The following is a 21,489-nucleotide window of genomic DNA, read 5'->3' on the forward strand; positions in this document are numbered from 1 at the left end:
ACAAAAATTATGGATTTACACCTTAAGATATGGAGACAGAAAGACAGAAAAAGTGAGGGAAAACTGGTCAGCTATGACCTTAAAGGATTAAATTCTCACATGTCTTTCCTTGAAATGTTAGATACATTAAACGAAAAACTGATTACCGAAGGAGATGAACCAGTAGAATTTGACCACGACTGTCGTGAAGGAATCTGCGGACAATGTGGAATGATGATTAACGGTATTGCACATGGCCCTTTAAAAAATACAACGACCTGCCAGCTTCACCTGCGTTCTTTTAAAGATGGGGAAACAATTCTGATAGAACCTTTTCGTGCAGAAGCTTTTCCTGTAAAAAAAGATTTAAAAGTAGACCGTTCTGCTTTTGACAGAATTATTTCTTCCGGTGGTTTCGTATCAATAAATACCGGCCAGGCTCCGGATGCGACTGCTATTCCGGTAACGCATCAGGTTGCTGAAGAGGCTTTTGATTCTGCTGCCTGCATCGGATGTGGTGCCTGTGTGGCAACCTGTAAAAACGGAAGTGCCGCTTTGTTTACTTCTGCAAAAATAGCTCACATGGCATTATTGCCTCAAGGCAAAGAAGAAAGAAGCAAGCGTGTTTTGGATATGGTTTTCCAGATGGATACTGAATTATTTGGGCACTGTTCCAATACGGAAGCTTGTGAAGTAGAATGTCCGCAAGGTATCTCTGTACTGAATATTGCCAGAATGAATTTTGAATATAACAGAGCTTTATTCTTTAAAAAGAAATAGTTTAGTATAAAGACTTTATGATTAACCACATAGAAATCTATGTGGTTTTGTAAACCCTCGACAATTTCAACATATAAAATAGTGAATCTACCTTTTTACTTTCCAAGCCTACCCCGCATCTTTTACTCGTTTATCATGGCCACTACTCTTGCCGGAGCCGCAGAACCTCCTACAATCTTTAATGGAAATACACAGACTCTGAAACCCGAAGAAGGTAATGCTTTAAGGTTAGTTAGCTGTTCTATATGTAAATATTCTTTTTCTATTCCTACCCGGTGACCTTCCCAGAAATATTCCGGATCATTGAGCTCTTTTGCTTTTTTAGCCATAAATTTTAATGGTAAATCCCATCCCCATTGATCGATTCCCATTACTTTTACTCCTTGATCAATCAGCCATTCAGTAGCTTCTTTGCTCATTCCGGTTCCTTTTTCTACAAAATCAGGACTTCCCATCAGCTGATCCCGGCCAGTTCTGATCAAAACTATATTTCCTTCCTGAATGGTAATTCCGTTTTTATCTAAATCTCTTTTCAAATCCTCTATAGTGATGGCTATAAAGTCTTCTTTATGGCTGCAATCAATAACAATACCGTCTCCGTAACACCATTCTAATGGAATCTGATCGATTGTTTTAGCAGGTTTTCCTTCTACCTCAGGACCGTAATGCCATGGTGCATCAATATGGGTTGTCGCATGGAGTCCCATATTTTTGATCGTATCATCAGCCCAACCAGTCCAGTTTTTAGGAAAAAGTCTGAAGGGAAGATTTAATGCCAGACGGATCAGCCAATGGGATTTTCTATGCGCTTTATGTTTTATTTTCACTCTCATAAACCATGGATCTCCAGCGTTATATTGAATAGGTTTGGATAAATCGATGATAGTTGTTTTCATAAGATCAAGTTAGAAAGTAAAGATAGTAAATAACGTCAGTTCGGAATCAATATTTCGGATTTAGCTAGATTGAAAGATGAAAGCCATGAAGGTCATAAAACATAACCAATTATCTTTTTATTGAATGTAGAATTAATTGTCTCCATTGATCAATAATAACAATAATAACTTAAGGTTACTAATATAATTTAACACTACTGTCATTCTGACGAAGGAAGAATCTCAATACCTGTTACAATAAAGAGATTCTTCATTTCACGTTGTTTCATTCAGAATGACAGAGTCATAGTAAAAAAATATCAGCACCAGTATAAAATTGTATATAATTACCAAACCGAAAGTAACTTCCAGCTTCCTACCTTTTAAAATATCTTCGGAATCATGATTTTCTTTGGGTCATTTTCATCATATATAATCTCTATAGTTCCTGATTTGGGTACAGAGGAAAGATTTAAGAGACTCACAACCTTTTTATAAACGGCAATGTGGTCATTTCCTCTAAAATCTTTAAAACTGACCTGAAATATAAGCTGTGGTTGGTCATTCACTGTTAAGCCTGTTTGATTCACACTGATAAGCTGTGCCTCAGCATCTCTTCCGGCAAAAAGAATTTGTTCATCTTTTTTATTTTTCACAAATTTCCCAACAATATAACTGACTATCAAGACCGTAACTAAGAATATAACACCACTGAGAATAATGGGATGCACAAAAGTCAGAAACCTCCACCCAAAATCAAAAGATTCCCTACTATAAAAATAGCTATAAAGCCCTATTATATAAACAATCATAAATGCAATAAATACAAGTCGTATCGTCAGATTATTGATTTTAAATTTAGTCTGCATACCCCTTAAAATAAAATAAGGTTCTTTGGATGGTAAAGGATTTAAAAGAACTTTGACCGCTTTCCCCTTCTCGAATCTTTTTTCTTGTGGTTTTGTATCATAAAACATCATTTCCTGTCGGATAGGTACATTTCTTAGATTCTGAAAAGAAAGAACAATATGAATCATATTCATATTGTTCTTTGGATTGTATTTTACCAATTTATAGTCTATAATTTCAGCATTTCTGGGAATTCCATTTTGCATGATATGGCTGATCGTTTTCTTTTCTTTTAAAGTCTTCATCATAAGATTATTGATGAGAAAAAAGAGAACATATATCCAGATAAAAATAGAAAAACCGAGATATCCATAGCTCACGGCTAATGAATTTCTCGGTTCTGTACTTACTTCCTCAATCATTATATACAGGAAGATAGGAAATGGTATGCAGAAAACCAGCATATAAAGTGTCCAGAAAATGATCATAAATTTCATAACTGTTATTTTGCGGTGCGTGATAAAGTTATGATATTATTATGAAAAGGACTCTTTGTTATACTTCTTTTTCGAAATACAATCTGTAATACTTCCCTTTATCATCTTCTCCGGTTTCGATTTTCTGCCGGTCGCCGTGAATATATATATGGAAGTTTTTATCAAGTTTAATAATACTTTTAAAGTGCCTTTGAGTTTTCTTAACCGCCGCTTCACTGATGGGGAATTCTTCAGCAATATTCACCTGCATATCTTGCTCGTAATCAGTTTTAAAGTTAACAAAACTCTCGATTACATGCTCGTCTCCCAATACTTCACTGGCAAAATCATCTAATTTAAATTCTTGTTTTTCTTTAAAGAAGTTAATCGATTTGTTCAGAAAGTCTGCCTGGTCTGCTTTAGAAACCTCAAATTCCTGTGGAAGCTGTTTGGTGATATAATCTTTGTAAACCATCAATGCTTCCTGAGTGTGGAAATACTCATCATCACGCTGCTTTACCTTTAGGAAATCCTCAAACCAGTAATACATATCTCCGTTTTTGTTGTTGTCAACCACGGAAAGTACATACCCTGTATCTTTATCGTTATTGTATATCAGAGCTGCTTTGTCAATCTTAGATAACCCAATACCCTGATCTTTTTCAATATCAAATGTTTCTTCGGCAGGATTAATTTTAAGGAAAGATTCTCTCTTCTCGGTTTTAAAAATTCCAATCTTATCCACTCTGTCAGGACGGTCACTTTCATCTTCGAAAAGAACGATAAATAATTCTCCACTCTGAACTCTAGGATTCTCAGCCGCTTCGAAAAGGTGTTTGGCAATATTTTCAGATTCCCAGATAAATTTGGATTTATCCTCAAAAATTTCAGATACCGCACTGTAAACCGGGTTATTCACCAGATAGGTATCACTGTAAAAATGAAAAGTTTCTTCCGATTTGAATGATCCTAAAAAGTAATCCTCAAGCATCTCTGCCATTCCTTCCTCCAGCTTCAATTCCTCCTGGGAAAGCGTTAGAGAATCTCCGTTGATCTTATTTCCGACTCTGTGTACTATAATTTTTGAAAACATCTTCTGAATATTTGGACTGCAAAGATATTCATTCTATTCTTTTCCTGAAACTTAAAAAACAGGTTTGATGGTACTCAATTTTTAAACCACAAAAGTCACAAAAGTTTTATTTTTAAACACTTTAGTTCACTTGAGAAATCTCCTTATGATTAAACTTTGATGATACTTTAATAGGTTAGTACTTGTCATTCTGAATACACACTGAAGGTTTGCGAACGTAGTTCAGAAGTGTAATGAAGAATCTCTTTGCTCTAGTTGTTATTGAGATTCTTCCTTCTTCAGAATGACAAGTACAAAGACTCCAATTTAGTTTACATTGGAAAATTTAAAAGATAAATTCAAAAGATGAAAATCGTAGATGTTCAAAACTTATGTGTACTTCTTATACATCAAGCTTGTCATTTAAAAATAACTTAAGTGTTATAATTCTTTTGTGACTTTTGTGGTTGATCTCAAAAACAGGTAATGCTGTTAAAAGATTCCTGTTTCTTCCAATTTGATAAAATCCTTATCATTTTGAAATGCTTTTCTCAATTAAAACCATCAGCACAAAACACACAAGTAATTACATATCAACATATTAAATAAAATCCATTTTCAAAGGTATACCATTGGCATCATGATTCTCAAAACATACAAAAATGGACTTGAAAACATTGAACAGAATAGACAAACTAAGAAGATTAAAAAGCAGAGGACCGCAAACTCCTAAATGGCTGAAGCCTTATCATCTTCTCTTTATTGCGTTTTTAATCATTTTCATGTTTGGAGCTTTCATCAAACTATTGGAACAAAACCATATTTAACACTATATACTATGAACTATTTACAAGCTGTACAGGAAATCAATGAGCTGTTTCCTGACTTTGAAACGGAATTAAATGAAACCCAAAGCCCCAATTCATACAGTGTGATCCGGACTTTCACGGAACGTATCAAAAATATGATCCGCCAGAATGACAGTAATCTGTTGTTCAAAAGTTTACAAAAGATTGACAAAATGTACATGGATGGAGATATCCTCTTAAAAAATGCCATTGAGAACACTTTTATCTACTCTCTGGACAATTTTACAGCGTTTTGCAGCAAAGAATACAGACAAATGATCTTCAGTCACATTTCTTCGGACCTGAAAAACAGCTATTCAAGACAAATTTACAGTCATGGCATATAAAGCTTTTATTACATTTTTAGACTGTTTCATTACAAAGTGTTTAAATTAAACAAAATTTAAAATAACTCACAATCAATAGATTATGAAAAATAAAATCAGAAGAATTTCCGATTGGAAAACATGGAAAAACACGACTAACAGACACAATTCAGAGATATTAATCACTCACATCGCTGTGATTGTAGGCGTATTTATTTTTGCAGCATGTCTTTAAATTTTGGTATACATTTCGCTGCAATAAAAAGTGTTTGAAAAATTCTTAATTATGATGAAAGTACAAATGCAAACTATTAATCAAAAAATAGCTGTTGAATACTTAAAATTTTTCTATCCGCGACTTCGCAATGAAATCATACAGTTGTCTGTACAGGATAACTTTGCAGGAATTATGCAAATGACGGTTAATTATCTGAAAGGTCTGCTGCAGGAATCAAAGATCAACATTATTGCCCATCATATCAAACTGATGGACGGACTTTACAGAAATGGAAATTCCTATGTAAGAACGATGATTGAAAATATCTTCGTAAGGTCTTTTGAAAGCTTTAAAAAACACGCTAAGATTGCCCATTGGAAACTTCTTTATCAGTATATGCCGGTAAGCTTCCAGATTATTTATAATGAGCAGCAGAAGCAGGACCAGATTTATTTTGGAAAATAAAATATAAAGAAGAAATTGGCTTACAATGCAAAGAAAAAGAATAATGATTTTACTTTTAAGATCATTATAAAATAAGTTTTAATAGATAAAAAATCGCCTCAAATAACAGTATTTGAGGCGATTTTATTCTGATCTGTGAATCAGAAATTTTTACTTTTTGGTAAATACCTTTTCAATGATCGAAATCTCTTCCTTCTTCAGTTTTGAAGCTTTCTCAAGCTTCGCGATAAAAGTGGCCACTTCTTCTGGAGTGGAAGGTGATCCCAAGTTTTCTCCTTTGGCATTAAATGAATCTGCCAGCACTTTTCCTTCCGGATTTAAAATCAGCCAAAACGGAAGCCCTGCATTTTCTCCTTTGTATTTATTCATCAATTCCTGCCCACCAGGATTTTCAAGAGATTTCTTCTCTCCTCTTTCCTGAACATCTACATAAGCTGTGATAAATCTGCTCCCGAAAATAGGTTGCGTTTCTGGAAGATTCATATTTTTTTCCATCATCTTACACCATTTGCACCACGAAGCATGAAATACTAATAAAACATTTTTCTTACCCACTTTCGCTTCAGTAGATGCTTTCTTTAATACAACATCCGCTTTTTCCTGTGCTGCACCCAGCTGAAACAGCAATAGCGCAACGATGACAATAATCTTTGAATATTTCATTGAATTTTATTTTATGCCATACGAATGTAGGTATTTTTCTTTTGTTGATAGGCTGACTTCTACCTATGATTTTCTTCACTTCAAAAAATGGATTTTTGACTATCAAATTACATCATGAATAAAGATTTTCCCGGAATGTATTTGAAACAGCAACTCCTAATATCATGTTCTATGATTTTTCCAAATTCCATTTCCCTGAGTTGCATGATTTGTTATTTAAATATCCATCTATTAAGGTTCAAGAGGCCTGCAACATAGTAATTCTTCATCAGAGAACGTTTATAAATATTGGTTAAAGCAAAACTTTAAAAGCCAAAAGCAGGAATTCCACATTTTGGTGGATTATTTAATTGATTAATTTTAGTCAAACAACCACTTTTTCTTTGGATAGTATTCTTAATTTTTTTTTACAAATCTTATTAATGTTATATCTTTACCTTTTAAAAGCTTTTTTCTAATAAGATATTAAGGTTGTAAAGGAATTTTAGCTGCTATACTATCTTCTAAAACCTTATAGCCTCTAAGACTTTGACATAAGATTCACAACCTAAAATTGTGACATTATATCTGTTGTGAACGGATTTAATAATCTCCTCGTAGTTATTAGATTTCGTATATCTATAAACTGCTCGATTATTTTTATCGAAGATTATTGAATGATGTATTGTTTGAAATGGTTTTAAAATAATCAAATCTTCGTAGCATGATCTATCATTTCTAGAATAATATCCACTTTTAAAATATAAATAAGGATCTAATACTTTTCCATTTTCTAACACAAAAGATTTTCCATAAAAACCTAAAGGATCAATAATATAAGTATTATTAGTGTTATTTTTTATAATTTCCTTAGTAGCTTCTGTTGATTGGGTATCAATATGTTTTAACGGAAAAATAATATCAATATCTTTTCCTTTATTCAATTTAATTTGATTCGAACAAAAAATAAATAAAAAACAAAAAGGTAATAAAATAATTTTTCTCATAATTAAAATTTAATTTCAGATAGTTTTAAAAAATATTCAATAACATTTTGTAAATGAACAAGTCCTTGTTTCTCCATAAACCCTGTCCATTTGGCAGCAGCTCTATAAGCTGACAACTCATTTAGTTCTTGGGCAATATAACTATTACCTTGATAAAGGCCTGCTTTAAAATTAGAGAAATGATCCTGTTCGTGTATAACGATCGAGGCTGCCCAAAAGTTATGCTCTATTTTATCTATTAAACGGGGTGCTAATATTATTTTACCATTTATAGGATTCGTTACTCCCCAAGCTATGCTTTCTAAATTACCATTTATAAATAATTCTAAAAGTTTTGTAGTAGAATTTACAGAATAATTTAAATATCCTGTAGAAAAATCAACAATAGTGCTTGCATCTCCAACTTTAACCCATTGCCCAGGTGATGAAAACAATGATATTATTTTATTCAAACTCGTAGCAGTAGCAGGATTATAAGGCATTATTCCGTTTTTCTCCAAAAATCTAGCCAATATGTTTTACCTAGTATTGTAGCTGTTTCTGAATTAAATAATTGATTTAATCTAGCATATTGTTTGTCATTCGTATTTGCAGAAGTCATTCTATTATCAAATAAATTTCCTGTATAAAGAAATACCGCTCATAGCACCTCCTAAGAAATTACCACCACTAAAAGCAGAATTTAATCCCCCTGAAACAATTCCTGGTAAGAAATTTTTAATGGCTCCTGCATTGCTGGCTATATTCCCCAATGCACCTGATACAGCGGCTCCCCCAATAGCACCTCCTAGCACAGCACTTCATGTTCTTTCCCAATCCCATTTTCCAGGGTTCCACGATCCTTTGGTCTGAATCTAGCTAAAACTAGAATACACTATTCAAATCGTTATGTAAGTAGGAATAGCAATAATTTTTTAAGTAAACAAAAGCAGAATTTCTCCTACTTTTGTTTAAAATATATTTTCAAAACGAACTTACATTGACATAAACCAATGATTTATAGAAGCGTTTATTTTATAAATGGAATCTTAGCAACAATACTATCTTCTAAAAAATGATATCCCTTAATTTCCAATTCATTAATATATTGTTTACAGCTTGAAGGCATACCATTATCTTTATTATGCTTTGATTCCACAATTCTACTATATTTACCTGCTTTGGAAAAATCATATATGCCTCTTTCCATATAATTTAGACTTAAAGTTGTATCAATTTTTTGCTTAGGTTTCAAAATAATTAAATCATTTCCGCAGTCTTCATCTTCCCTAGAGTAATATCCTCTCGAAAAATTTATAGGATTTAATACCTCATTATTCAATTCCCAATATGATTTCCCCACAAAACCATATGGATCAATAATATATGTTTGATCAGTATTATTTTTAAAGGTATAAATTACTGGCTTATCTGCAATGAGCTCTACAGGTACTTTTATAAGTATATCAATATTTTTGCTCTTATTTAGTTTCATTTGTGTAGAGCAAGAAATAAAACTAAAACAGGCTGTTATTAATATGATTTTTTTCATTTTATTATCTTCTAAGGTTTAACATATAATCTACTATTGAATTCAAATAATCTTTTATTCCTGGATCTGGTTTTATTGTCCATTCTGCTGCTTTCATATAAGATGAAACTTCATTCAAATCTTGAATCAATGGATGATTACCCTGCAATATATTTTTCTTCCAATTCTCAAAATGACCAACTTCATGTATTACTACATCACCTAACCCATAATTTGTTTTCTTTCCATTAAAAAGACCTGGGGCCAATATTATTTTTCCAGTAACTGGATTAGTTATCCCTTTTATTCTGACTTTAGAATTTGCAGGATCAATATAAAGTCCATCTTTATCAATACTAAACTTAATATAATCTTTTGCCCATTCATTCATTGTATCATTATTACCAACTGCAATCCAAGCATCTTTAGGTGCAAATAATGATGCAATTATACTAAGACTGTATATATTTGCCGGAGCTTTGGGATCTAATCCATAAATACTTAGTACAACGCTCAATGGATCTGTTTTCGTTGATCCCAGGTAATTTCCAAATACTCCATTTTCAGTATCTGAAGATCTCATATATCTATAACTTATATCCTTACCTGTAGAAGTCAGTTTATTATCAAATAAGTTTCCTGTGTATGATATTCCATTAATGGCACCTCCCAAGAAATTACCTCCGCTAAACGCAGAGTTTAATCCTCCTGATACAATTCCTGGTAAAAACTTTTAATGGCTCCTGCATTGCTTGCTATATTCCCCAACGCTCCTGAAACAGCGGCTCCCCCAATAGCACCTCCTAGCACAGCACTCCATGTTCTTTCCCAATCCCATTTCCCAGGGTTCCAGTTTCCACCATTGGCAGCTACACCATTTAAATATCCACCTACTAAGACTCCCGATAACTATAAACAATGCATATTCTAGGTTGGTTGAAAGTAAATTCTAAGAAACTAGAAGCAGGAATTCCTGCTTCTAGTGTGATAATTTAATAGACGATAGCGTAGACTTAATAAAAACTTCAAGGGTCAATCAAACATCCATTTCTTCTTCGAATAATACCCTTCAACTCTTTTATAAATGTTCTTAAATGTTATTTTTTTACTGTGGAGTAGCTTCTCTTCTAATAATACGTTTAAATCATAAAATGAATAGGAATTTTCTTTATAAAACAAACGAGGTTCATTAAAAGGTTGAAAATAATAAACGGGGCTAAAATTCCAATTGGCTTTCGGGCAAAGTTCACGTAAATCCTCACCTATAAAATATAACATGGGAATAAAGAGTTTTTTTTTATCGTCTTCTAATAGAGTTTTTGATAATTTTTCTACATCCCGATAAAAGGTATCTTGATGATAGTTAAAATTTAATTCATTTAATATTTTCAACATATTTTCCTTTGTAAAACCTTCATTATTCATTAAATCCCTATTTCTGTAGTATGGGGTATCATTCTCAGGAAATAATGGAAAATTATTATTAGAAAACATTTCTTCATATACTTCTTTAGAAACTAAAATACTTTTTTCACCCTTCATAGCCTCTAGTAAATATTGGTTATCGCCAACTTTGGTTGCGGTAGTAAGGTTGAATTTTGATTGACGCTCTATTTTTTGTAAAGTTTCCAAGGGATATTTATTATAAACTTCTTTCTTATCTATTGTCACATATTTCTGACTGAACATAGTAGTAAATTTTAAAATTAAAATTACAAATATTATATTTTTCATAATACAAATTATTTGATGTAAGCGGTACTTGTTACTCTGCCCCATCCTTGGGTAAACCTGACCTGCATTGCTCCGGAAATAATTCTGTATTGGCTGGTCATATGAACAATATTAATTGCACTTTTGCCAAAACTCGCTCCCAGTGAAATAATACTAGGTGAAATAACAGTATCTGATGTCGTTCCTATCAAAAATTGACCACCAAATCTATTAACACCATTATTAGTGTGCATAGAGGTAATCATTGCAGACAATTGACCTTGATTGGAACTGCTATATAATGTGCCATCCATAGCTTTTACTTCTGCATATAGAACACCTGAATATCTTGTAGTGTTCAATCCTGTTGGAATTGGTATTCTGATATTAAAAGGGCCGATTTTAACATTATCCTTTCTATATTCTATCTCATCTCTCACTAAATCGTAAACACCATCAGGGATAGTATTTCTTGGTCTATTTCTATACATCCCCGCAATTCTTTCATCATTACTCATGTAATTAAATGAGGCCAAATCCGAGCTCATGATAGCATTGAAAGCGTTTTCAAATTTTGTTCCTGCTTTTTGTTGTAATCTTCCATATGAGCAATCTGTACAAAAATTATTCTTAACATAGTTGAGTAATATACTTTTTGTCAAGTCATCCCAGCCTCCGCCTGAATATTCTTCCTCAGAGGAAACAATATATTTATATCCGGCATTAATTCCGTCTGTGGACGTTACATTGTTACCAGAAAAATTTCCAGTATAAGAAATACCACCAATTGCACCTCCTAAGAAGTTTCCGCCATTAAATGCAGAATTTAATCCCCCTGAAACAATTCCGGCTAAAAAACTTTTAATGGCTCCTGCATTACTGGCTATATTCCCTAATGCTCCTAATACAGCGGCCTACTAAGGCTCCCGATAGCTGTAAACAGTACACATTCTAGCTAGGTTGAAGGTAACTCCTAAGAAAACAAAAGCGGAAAAGTCCCGCTTTTGTTTTTATAATTGATTGAGAAAGAATTACTATTCAGGATTGAAAGATTCTTCTATAAATCTTATATATTCCTTCGTAGTATGATACAGCATATCATAATAGAAATAAGCATGGCGCTTATAATCATCTGAAAACTCATCCGTATTATACAATCTTATAGTACCATTATCTAGAAAATCTTTCCTTGTTCCATTATCCATAACAATTTCAATATCGTTGACATCATTAATTGTTTTAGATCCAAAGAACCACCAAAAAGAAAATGCTGGAGGATCAAAATATGGGTGCATAAACTTTTCAAAAACAACAGTTTTATATATTTTTTTTGTGCCATTTTTTTCGAAGATAATTAGCCTATATTCTGGGGCTTCCCATGATCCTTTTCTAAAATTAATTTTACATGATTGATAATCCGTTTCTATACCTATTAAATATTTTCCTTTAAAAGGCTTATATTTTATAATGGTTTTTCCAAAAACAATTTTTTCAGAAAATTCTGCAAACTTTAAATCTAATAAATTCTGATAATAAAGTATCCATCCTTTTACATTGAAGAAGGGACTATTTATCAATATATTATAAAGTTTTTTTTCATCAACTATTTTGTCTTCAAAACAATTGAATTGACATATTTTTTGATAAGATTCTTCCTCTTTGGGATCCGCCCAAAATACTTCCTTTGAAAAATTCTCTTTTTCAGTTTTTAAAGGCGTTAATATTCTAGAATTGTCAATAGTTCTACCTAAATTATCAGTTCCCAAGACTTGGTACCCCCCCATTTTATTTTCAAACCTTACTGTATCATAATCAATAAAGAACTCTAGATGTGATAATCTTTCCTTAAGAAATTCAATATGATCATTTAAATCACCATATTTAATTCTAGGATCTAGGATACATATAAATAAACTACTTTCTAAACATTTTTTTTGATTTTCAAGAATATATTGAAGTGTTTCATCTACAAACTTTTTCCCGTCTAATTCTATATGTGCAAATTCGTTCATAAATTTATTTATTAATTAGGAATCAATCTGATAAGGACATTTAAAACAATTAAGGCTACAGCTAAACCCGTTCCCATTTGATTAGCTGTTTGAGACTGTGGCTGTCTTACTGGATCACGTTGACGATTTTGGCAGTTTATACAATTATAATAAATCATACCATCAGTCCCCATAGGAACAGTATAACTAAATTGATACCCTGTTATAAAATCAGTTACCAATTTACCATGTATCGGTGCTATAGGGGATCCTTGCGATGATCCCACATAAAACTTTTCATTTTTAAGCATTGTTAGGGCATCAGCATATACCTGATTTTGATATTTCCCTTTCAATGAAAGCGACGACTCCATAAAATGTCTCATTGGCTTCAGTTCCCATACTGAATTAGTACCATTATTCATATAATACAAATCTGGTCTTAATTTAATATCCCATTTCCACATAGATTGAGTTCTTTCTGGAAACCAATTCTCCTGTAATCCAGGTGTAGTACTAAAATAGTTAGCCATTGCTCTATGTGCATAAACTCCCATCAATTGTGGCGTTAAATCATATAATGATGATCTATTCTCATAATAATCAGGAGAGATTATATATTTGTTATTTTTACTTAAAATATCAGTTGAAGTAACTCTATTCTCAAATACGTTACCTGTATATGATATTCCACCAATAGTACCTCCTAGGAAATTACCACCACTAAAAGCAGAATTTAATCCCCCTGAAACAATTCCTGGTAAGAAATTTTTAATGGCTCCTGCATTGCTGGCTATATTCCCCAATGCACCTGATACAGCGGCTCCGCCTATAGCCCCTCCTAGCACAGCACTCCATGTTCTTTCCCAATCCCATTTCCCAGGGTTCCAGTTTCCACCATTCGCAGCTACACCATTTAAATATCCCCCAACTAAGGCTCCGGCTGCCCACCACAAAAATTCTCCATTGGGATCATTGTACATCAGTGGATTATTCATTACATACCCATACTTATTGTAATTCTGGGTATTCATAGGATCCTGGATGTTTTCGTCGGTACTCAAAAACCTTCTGAGTATTGGGTCTTCTAACCTGCCATTCATGCCATAAAATGTTCATGGCGGGGATACTTTTGACTATTCGTTACCATCATTTATTTTAGTAATTTGATATCGTTCGTATCCGTAAATTAATATACATGTTGAGCTACATTTCCACTAAAGAACATAAAATTTCTCCTAGAACCTAGCGGTTTTAGTGAATCTGGAAAAAGCAGAAGCAGGAATTCCTGCTTTTGCTTTTATTATTTAAGTAATTACTTTTATTTGATATTTTAATTTTAATCAAACATCCACTTTTTCTTCAAATAATATCCTTCAACTCTTTTATAAATCTTATTAAATGTTATATTTTTCCCTTTTAAAAGCTTTTCTTCTAATAAAATATTTAAGTCATAAAATGAATATGACCGATCCTCATAAAATAAGATGGGTTCAGTAAACGGATGAAAATACCATCTTTTATTAAAACTCCATTCAGCATCTTGACAAAGCTTATGCAGGTCTTCGCCAATAAAATACAATGCAGGAACCAAAAGTTTCTTCTTATCCTCTTTGGATAAAGTTTTCGCCAGTTTTTCTGCATCACTGTAGAAAGTTTCTTCATTATAATCCAACCCAATATCCTTTAAAATTCTAATCATATTTTCCTTTGTGAAGCCCTCTTTATTCATCAGGTCTTTATACAAAAAATATGGAGTATTATTTTCAGGTAAAACAGGATAAGAATTGTTTTTAAGCATTTGCTCATACTTCTCTTTTGATATAATTAAACAGCTTCCTCTGTCTATATTGGGAAATACAAATAATGTGTTGTCATCAACATAAAGCGAAGTAGCGCCATTATAATCAGAATATTCATGATCCTTCATATTTCTGAAGTCATATTTTTTCGACTCTTCAAAAGTGATAGCCTTGTAATCCTGACCTGTATTATTCTGTGCTCCCATGATATTAAATTTAACCATTAATATTAAAAAAAATAATGTTCTCATATTATACTTTATTTTAGGATGACTGAATCCGTAGTGTCTGTCCATCTATAACTAAACCGGATGTGCATTGTGCCAGAAACCATTCTATAATATGCCCTATAATGAATAATACTGATATTCATTTTACTAGAAAGTTCATATAAGCTAGGCGCAACATAAGTATCTGAAGTTGTTCCTATCATAAGATTTCCTCTTCCTGCTTTTTGTACTGCATTACTAAATCCCATATAATTTAGCATTGAGGAAATTTGTCCTTGATTTGAACTGCTATACAAAGTACCATCCATCGCTTTGACTTCTGCAAATGCTGCCCCATAATATGTCTTGAACTTAAATCTACTATCAAATTGCATATCGACAATATCAAATACCCCATCAGGTATTGTATTTCTGGGCCTATCTTTATACATTCCTTGAAATTTATTTTTATTACTAGTATAATTCAAGTTAGATAATTTAATTCTCATTATACTATGAAATGCTTCTTCAAACTTAGTTCCAGCCTTTTGTTGTAGTTGTCCATAAGAACAATCTTCACAGAAATTAGATCTAACATAGCCTAACAGTATGCTTTTTGTTAAACCTTCCCAATCATCTCCTGAATACTCATATCCTGGAGAAATAATATATTTGTAGCTAGTACTAATTCCATTTGTAGAAGTAATATTGTTGGTAAATACACTAGCAGAATAAGATAACCCACCAATAGCACCACCCAAAAAATTGCCACCACTAAAAGCAGAATTCAAACCTCCTGAAACAATTCCTGGTAAGAAGTTTTTAATGGCACCGCCATTATTTACTATATTCCCCAATGCTCCTGAAACAGCGGCTCCACCAATAGCACCTCCCAAAACTGCACTCCATGTTCTTTCCCAATCCCATTTTCCGGGGTTCCAGTTTCCACCATTAGCAGCTACGCCATTTAAATATCTACCTACTAAAGCTCCGGCTGCCCACCACAAAAATTCTCCATCAGGATCGTTATACATCAGCGGGTTATTCATCACATACCCATACTTATTGTAATTCTGGGTATTCATAGGATCCTGAATATTTTCATCAGCATTTAAAAACCTTCTGAGCAAAGGATCATATAACCTCCCGTTCATATGGATAATGCCCACTTCCATAAAATGTTCATGGCCGGTATACCCACGGTCAATAAGCCAATAATTTCCCTGAATAGTTGCCTTATCTGTAATGACGGGTGCGTTACCTAATTTTAGATGGGTAAAATTCCCCCACGCATCATAATGCCTTTGTTCCAGCTTGTTTCCGGCTTCATCACTAATGGCAAGGACACTTCCTATATAGTCTTTATGCAAAAACTTATAAGAACCGGAAGTCTCACCAAAGTTCTTCAAATATATGATATTAGATTCATACGGCCCTCCTTCAATATGCAGAATATGCTTTTCCAGCCCCGTAGACTGATCTCTCACCACTTCAAAGCTTCCATCTTCACTGTAAAACTTAGAGATTGCCAGCTGCCATTGAGGTACATTAGGATCCCAAATCCCGTCTCCATTTTTATCTAACTCAGAAACTCCCCCTGTGCTTTTTAGTCTTTCGATATCAACCCTCTGTCTCATATTCCCTAATCCATACCCAAAGTTGAGACGTGTCTTTTCTCCATGAACATACACCGGATCATTATTTTCATTATAAAGAATAGTCTGAATCAGATCTCCCTTATAGTTTTGCGTTCCCGCTGAATTTAAGGTCATACCGGTGGGCTGATATATTTTCGCAGAATTGTCAAACTTCATTGTTCCTACAGCGTCATTTTCTGTAATCCTTCCTTTTACATCATATAGGTTCCTGCTTGCAGAGGGTTTAATTCCCGTTACCGGATCTGTCCAGTTAACAAGACGGTTATTATCATCATAATCAAAAGATTCTTCAATATAAAAATCACCCATGGTTTTTCTGAACATCAATTCATTTTTGACCGCATCAAAAGCATACTGGATATTCAGAATTGGCTGCTGGAGAGAAGCCCCTTGTTTAGTTTCCTGAAGAAAACCAGTTGGATCATATCTATTGTAAATCTCAGATTCCCCTAGTTTAGCTTTTAAAACCTGTCCTTTTGCATTTGCGTCTTTCAGCTCCCAAAGAATCTTACCAGAATTCTTGTCTTTAATCTGATGGAGTTCTCCGTTCCAGGCGTTGTAGATGTTTTCTATAGCAACCTTAGTTAAGATTCCGCCAGACTGTACTTCTTTTTCGTAAGAAACGACCTTTCCCTTATCATCAAAGGTAATCCCTTTTTCAGTATAGGTTTTTCCATTGCTATTTTCAGTTGAGGAAATTAATCTTCCCTGCGGATCATAGGTTAAAACAGTGCTAAAGGTCTGGCCTTTAACCGTACCTGATTTGCCAGTAATCTGTCCTTTTCCATTATAAGTAAAAGAAATAGTTTTATTGGTTGTCTGTCCGTTATCTATCGTAGAAAATTCTTTCTGCGAAATTAGCTGCCCTAAAGTATTATAAGTATATTCTTTACTTCCTTTCGGACTTATCGTTTTCTTAGGCAGGCCAAAACCTGTATACTCATATTTATAGATGCCATTTGACGGATCATTAAATTCAGACTTTCGCCCCCATGCGTCATATTTCGTAGTCACAACATTTTCTGCATATTTCGCTTGCGTCTGGTCCCCTGAAGCATTATAGGAAAACTGTATTGTTCCTCCTTTGTCAGTGGAAGATTTTACGTTACCTAAAGCATCCTTGATTTTGGATGTGACCCTTCCATACCCGCTTAATTCCGTAACAGTTGTTGTAAGACCTGAAACAACAGTCTCAGACCGCATACCGGTAAATGCTGTAACCTTTACTTTGGCAGGGAAAACAGAATCGTCATACTCCATCACATTCCATTGGCTCGCATTTTCCCTTTCAAAATAGGGTTCCGATTCTATGACTTTTCTACCCAAGATATCATATTGGGTTTCTTTGGAAATGTACTGTCCCTGCATCGAAGCTTTAGCAGAAACTTTGTACTCTTGCCCCAATCTGTTAGTGAAAGTTTTTGATACATCACCATCCGGTTTGTTTTGAGTTACAGTGGTATTGGAATTACTATCCCTATCATAGGCATACGTCGTCATTCCGGTTAAATTGGTTTTAGAGGTCAATAATTTCCCCCATGCATCATAGGTGCTACTTACAGTATTTCCCATCGGATCTGTTTGGGTAAGGAGCTGCCCCCAATCATTATAAGTTAATTGAGTCTCCAGACCCAAATTATCGGTCTTCTTTATAACAAACCTTCCTTTTGCGTCAAATTCGGTTTTTGAAGTTTCTGTCTGGGAATCCACACTATTGGCAGTCACTTTTTGAAGTACATTTCCAAACCCGTCGTACTGAAAGGTATCCAGAAGATATCCTGTATTGTCAGTGTTCCATTTTTTTATCGTTTTCAGATTCGTATTTTCATAGGTATATTCCTCCTTACCCGATTTGGTATCATTATATGCCTGAACAACGTCCGTTTTAGATTTCAAGCGCCCGATATAATAATCTTTACCTGCTCCTGTAGGGTTATTATTATAATCATAAGCAGAAGTCTTTAAAGAAAATCCAGCATTGATATTCGAAGTATTTTGCACCGGAAGATAATATTCTCCATAAGTGATTGTACTTTCAGCGGTAATACCTGTTAAAAAGTCCTTTCCTTTATTGATTTTAGGAAGAATTACAGTAACCACCTTAGCTCTATCAGCATTCGAAACAGTGGTTATCAGCTGTCCGTTCAAGAGTTTATCAACTTGATAGGTGGTAGACTTAAAGCTTAATAACTGGGTATTATTTTCAGAAATATCGGCCGGAAATATCTTAGTTTCATCATTGGTTCTAATTGACCATTCTTTAATCGGGATACCTTCATTTGTAGGATCAATTTCAACGCCGGACCATACTTTAGTATTTTCAAATCCATCTGCGTACCATGAGCTGAGGGCTGTTTTTCTGAATCCAATCATTCCTCTTCCAAGGATGTTTGAGGTAAGCCCTCTATACCTGAAATCCTGCTTCACCTTTTTATCCGTCGCCGTAGACTGGGTAAGACCCGAAACAACGTACATTCCCACGGATTGGCTAACCTGAACATACGGATAGTTTTCTGTTTGAGAAACATCATATAATCCCGGGTTTATGCTTCTATCCAACTGCTTATACGTAATATTCGTCGTTATCCCTCCTTGTGAGATACTTTGGATACGGGCTTCTTTAGAAATATCATAATAAGAATGATAGGATATTAGCTGCTCTACACCAGCTGCATATCCAACAGCAGGAACCATTGAAACTAATAAAAATTGCCGAAGCATCGCTCCTGTCCATTGGTCCACAGACAGACCTACTTTATCAGTTTCATTGACTGCCAGCTCTGCATCAATATTGCTGGAATTTAAATACAGAATAGTATTATTTGGATAAGGTTGGCTATCGCTGGCAGGAGGGTTTCCCCCACCTCCAAAAGTTGAGAATACATTTACCGTCGTGCCACGAACCCTCAGGTATCTTACCCCTTGGTTACTATCCTGAATATGGTCTTTCAGATACATTCTATCCGAAGTAAGGCGAATAAGTTCTGCTTTTCCATCATTATTAATATCATAGGCAACATAAGTTCTAGGGTTCAATACATCTATTCTATCATTTGGGTCCTTAGTCACTACCCTGTTTTTTCTCGGTTTCTCAAAATTTACAGTATTATCTATGAAACCATTCCCTTTTGAAGTATAGAGATACCAAAGAGGCGAATCATCTGAACTGGGTACCATGATATCACTAAGACCATCCCCATTATAATCTCCAACCACACAGTCTTCCCAAAGACCGAGCAAGCTTTGATTGTTCACTGAGTTTATTGGATAAGGAGCTACTTCAGAAGTATACTTTCCCTGAAGGTTTTTCTGAAAAGTAATAAGGAATGGTTTCTTATTCTGATCCAATTTCAGGAAGTCAAATATCCCATCTCCGTTAAAGTCACCGACTCTGTGAGTAGTAAATACATCCTTATCCCTCTTTTCAAAATCAGGATAAAGATTTAAAAGGTAAAACCATTCGTTATTCGGGATCGATTCATCAGGGTCAATAACGTGGTACCTCATATAATAATTACACTCAAAAGGAAGTTTGTCAGAATTGTTTGCAGGTATTGAGCTACACACCTTATCACTAAGCTTTAAAACCAATTCACTTAAACCATCACCATTGAAATCAACACCTGTTAACCCCCTAACTTCTGTTTTTGTTCCATTTTGGCTCGTTCCGGAAGTGTGGTCCCAACTTGCAGAGGGAATAACCTTTTTATAATCCAGATTCAATTGATTACTCCCTGTAAGGCTATAAAAAGATAACTCCAGATCTTTTTTCGATGTAGAAGGATTAGTAACAGATTTATTGGTAACAAATCCCTGCCGGTTATGAATCAGGTTACCCTTTTTTAAATTAACGGCTGTGGCACCCTTAAAATCCGTTAGCGTAATGATGTTTCCTAAATAACTTGGAACTATTGCATTATATTTCGCATTATAGAGGTTACTGTACAGGTATAAACCGATCTGTTGTATGGTCTGTGATGTTGCAGAATGATATCTTAATAAATCAAGATTACCATCACCATCAAAATCGCCTACAAGGTCTTCCCCTTCCTTAGGCCTTAATGAAGAACTGGTTTCCCATGTTCTTATATTGGGATTGGGAAGATCCATTGATTTTTCATAAGTGAAAGTCACAGGATTGGCTTCTTCATTTTTGCCGTTTAAAATTGTTATTTTATCCAGATACCTGTAGCCTGTTTCCTGAAGGTCTTTTTTATAAGAAACATTATACTTTTTGTACTGCTGGCTGTTTGTCGATATGGTAATAGATGCTAGCAGCTTGGACTGTGAAAAGAGCATTCCTGCAACATAGGCAGTCTCAGGTATCGGTCTTGTAGTATAAGTAAATTCAATCTTATTAAAATGTGGCGTATTCTGATCCTCATTTCCGCCCCATTCAACACTTTTGATAACAGCAACATTGTCCTCTAGCTGATAGTTGTATTTAACGGTATTACCATTTGCATCTTTTGACTTTACAATATTATAATCAATAAAAGTTCGTGCCGTTGCCGATTCAGCAGACGTTTCTCCAAACCAGGCCTGGGAGCCGTCTTCAAAAGTAACTTCCCAATAAAAGGGCCCCTGTATCTGTCCGATCAGAGTCCCAAATGATTTTATCTTTATATTCGAATATTTTTCAGTCACATACTCTGCCCCATCTTTACCGTATTCACCTGATTTCAAAATTAAACGCTGTCCGTTAAAGCTGAAGTGGTCATAATAATCGAGCTTTACAGCTTTTTTAACGCCATCTTTCTCCAAATTTTTCCCAACTCTCGAGATTGATGTAATTCCCGAAATATTCCATCCATAACCTGCCAGTCCGTTGCCGGCCCCGCTCACATAAACAAGGCTCATATTGGGTGCTGTATTTTTTACTCCGGGAGGAAGATCAATAGGTAATGTATATTGAAGCTGTCCCGCCTGGGTTACTTCTATATTTCCTTTGGTGTCGTGAAATTTTTGAGGGGATGAAGTCTGCGATAATCCTAAAATGGATATACAGGACAAGATAAAAGTAGAAAATAATTTTATTTTCTTGTTGTAATATTTCATGATTTCAAATTG

At 34.2% G+C, this 21,489-nt stretch carries 20 protein-coding genes; 5 read left to right on the forward strand and 15 right to left on the reverse strand.

What is annotated here, in order from left to right:
• Nucleotides 1-9: 9 nt before the first annotated feature.
• Complete coding sequence (locus tag EL260_RS20035) at nucleotides 10-759, forward strand: succinate dehydrogenase/fumarate reductase iron-sulfur subunit (RefSeq protein WP_123857283.1); 750 nt, start codon at nucleotides 10-12, stop codon at nucleotides 757-759.
• 122 nt (nucleotides 760-881) lie between these two features.
• Here the strand turns inward: EL260_RS20035 and EL260_RS20040 are convergent, their stop codons facing one another.
• From EL260_RS20040 to EL260_RS20050, 3 genes are all read right to left on the reverse strand, one after another.
• Nucleotides 882-1,655: a cyclase family protein gene (locus EL260_RS20040; protein WP_123857284.1), complete on the reverse strand. Its 774-nt coding sequence runs from the start codon at nucleotides 1,653-1,655 to the stop codon at nucleotides 882-884.
• A gap of 362 nt (nucleotides 1,656-2,017) precedes the next feature.
• Nucleotides 2,018-2,980: a hypothetical protein gene (locus EL260_RS20045; RefSeq protein WP_123857285.1), complete on the reverse strand. Its 963-nt coding sequence runs from the start codon at nucleotides 2,978-2,980 to the stop codon at nucleotides 2,018-2,020.
• A gap of 58 nt (nucleotides 2,981-3,038) precedes the next feature.
• Entirely contained in the window at nucleotides 3,039-4,052 is a 1,014-nt protein-coding gene (locus EL260_RS20050) for a nucleoid-associated protein (protein WP_123857286.1), read from the reverse strand.
• A gap of 641 nt (nucleotides 4,053-4,693) precedes the next feature.
• Here EL260_RS20050 and EL260_RS25705 point away from each other — a divergent pair.
• The 4 genes from EL260_RS25705 (at nucleotide 4,694) to EL260_RS20060 (ending at nucleotide 5,887) form a co-directional block, all read left to right on the forward strand.
• Nucleotides 4,694-4,858, forward strand: coding sequence for a hypothetical protein (locus EL260_RS25705; protein WP_164464455.1), 165 nt, complete (start codon nucleotides 4,694-4,696; stop codon nucleotides 4,856-4,858).
• An 11-nt stretch (nucleotides 4,859-4,869) separates the two neighbouring features.
• The gene (locus EL260_RS20055; protein WP_123857287.1) at nucleotides 4,870-5,226 is read left to right on the forward strand and encodes a DUF7674 family protein; all 357 of its coding nucleotides are present in this window, start codon (nucleotides 4,870-4,872) and stop codon (nucleotides 5,224-5,226) included.
• An 82-nt stretch (nucleotides 5,227-5,308) separates the two neighbouring features.
• Nucleotides 5,309-5,440, forward strand: coding sequence for a hypothetical protein (locus EL260_RS26125; protein WP_262697017.1), 132 nt, complete (start codon nucleotides 5,309-5,311; stop codon nucleotides 5,438-5,440).
• 51 nt (nucleotides 5,441-5,491) lie between these two features.
• Nucleotides 5,492-5,887 (forward strand): DUF7674 family protein, encoded by a 396-nt coding sequence (locus EL260_RS20060; protein WP_123857288.1) that lies wholly within the window; start codon nucleotides 5,492-5,494, stop codon nucleotides 5,885-5,887.
• A gap of 150 nt (nucleotides 5,888-6,037) precedes the next feature.
• Here EL260_RS20060 and EL260_RS20065 read toward each other — a convergent pair whose 3' ends face one another.
• The 12 genes from EL260_RS20065 to EL260_RS20120 form a co-directional block, all read right to left on the reverse strand.
• Entirely contained in the window at nucleotides 6,038-6,550 is a 513-nt protein-coding gene (locus EL260_RS20065) for a thioredoxin family protein (RefSeq protein WP_123857289.1), read from the reverse strand.
• A gap of 503 nt (nucleotides 6,551-7,053) precedes the next feature.
• The gene (locus EL260_RS20070) at nucleotides 7,054-7,536 is read right to left on the reverse strand and encodes a hypothetical protein (protein ID WP_123857290.1); all 483 of its coding nucleotides are present in this window, start codon (nucleotides 7,534-7,536) and stop codon (nucleotides 7,054-7,056) included.
• Nucleotides 7,537-7,538: 2 nt separating this feature from the next.
• Nucleotides 7,539-8,036, reverse strand: a complete 498-nt coding sequence (locus EL260_RS20075) for a hypothetical protein (RefSeq protein WP_123857291.1) — start codon at nucleotides 8,034-8,036, stop codon at nucleotides 7,539-7,541.
• A gap of 108 nt (nucleotides 8,037-8,144) precedes the next feature.
• Nucleotides 8,145-8,330, reverse strand: coding sequence for a hypothetical protein (locus EL260_RS20080; protein WP_123857292.1), 186 nt, complete (start codon nucleotides 8,328-8,330; stop codon nucleotides 8,145-8,147).
• Nucleotides 8,331-8,545: 215 nt separating this feature from the next.
• Nucleotides 8,546-9,067 (reverse strand): hypothetical protein, encoded by a 522-nt coding sequence (locus tag EL260_RS20085; protein WP_123857293.1) that lies wholly within the window; start codon nucleotides 9,065-9,067, stop codon nucleotides 8,546-8,548.
• A 4-nt stretch (nucleotides 9,068-9,071) separates the two neighbouring features.
• Nucleotides 9,072-9,629 carry a hypothetical protein gene (locus tag EL260_RS20090; protein WP_123857294.1) on the reverse strand — a complete coding sequence of 186 codons (558 nt, stop codon included), beginning with the start codon at nucleotides 9,627-9,629 and terminating at the stop codon, nucleotides 9,072-9,074.
• A 449-nt stretch (nucleotides 9,630-10,078) separates the two neighbouring features.
• The gene (locus EL260_RS20095; protein ID WP_123857295.1) at nucleotides 10,079-10,780 is read right to left on the reverse strand and encodes a hypothetical protein; all 702 of its coding nucleotides are present in this window, start codon (nucleotides 10,778-10,780) and stop codon (nucleotides 10,079-10,081) included.
• 8 nt (nucleotides 10,781-10,788) lie between these two features.
• A complete protein-coding gene (locus EL260_RS20100) occupies nucleotides 10,789-11,277 on the reverse strand; it encodes a hypothetical protein (protein WP_123857296.1) in 489 nt (162 codons plus the stop codon).
• Nucleotides 11,278-11,793: 516 nt separating this feature from the next.
• Complete coding sequence (locus tag EL260_RS20105; protein WP_123857297.1) at nucleotides 11,794-12,771, reverse strand: hypothetical protein; 978 nt, start codon at nucleotides 12,769-12,771, stop codon at nucleotides 11,794-11,796.
• 11 nt (nucleotides 12,772-12,782) lie between these two features.
• Complete coding sequence (locus EL260_RS20110; RefSeq protein WP_123857298.1) at nucleotides 12,783-13,853, reverse strand: hypothetical protein; 1,071 nt, start codon at nucleotides 13,851-13,853, stop codon at nucleotides 12,783-12,785.
• Between the two features lie 236 nt (nucleotides 13,854-14,089).
• Nucleotides 14,090-14,803 (reverse strand): hypothetical protein, encoded by a 714-nt coding sequence (locus tag EL260_RS20115; protein ID WP_123857299.1) that lies wholly within the window; start codon nucleotides 14,801-14,803, stop codon nucleotides 14,090-14,092.
• An 8-nt stretch (nucleotides 14,804-14,811) separates the two neighbouring features.
• Nucleotides 14,812-21,477: an RHS repeat-associated core domain-containing protein gene (locus tag EL260_RS20120; protein WP_123857300.1), complete on the reverse strand. Its 6,666-nt coding sequence runs from the start codon at nucleotides 21,475-21,477 to the stop codon at nucleotides 14,812-14,814.
• Nucleotides 21,478-21,489: the final 12 nt, after the last annotated feature.

The sequence above is a fragment of the Chryseobacterium nakagawai genome (genome assembly GCF_900637665.1).
In the GTDB taxonomy this organism is placed as follows: domain Bacteria; phylum Bacteroidota; class Bacteroidia; order Flavobacteriales; family Weeksellaceae; genus Chryseobacterium; species Chryseobacterium nakagawai.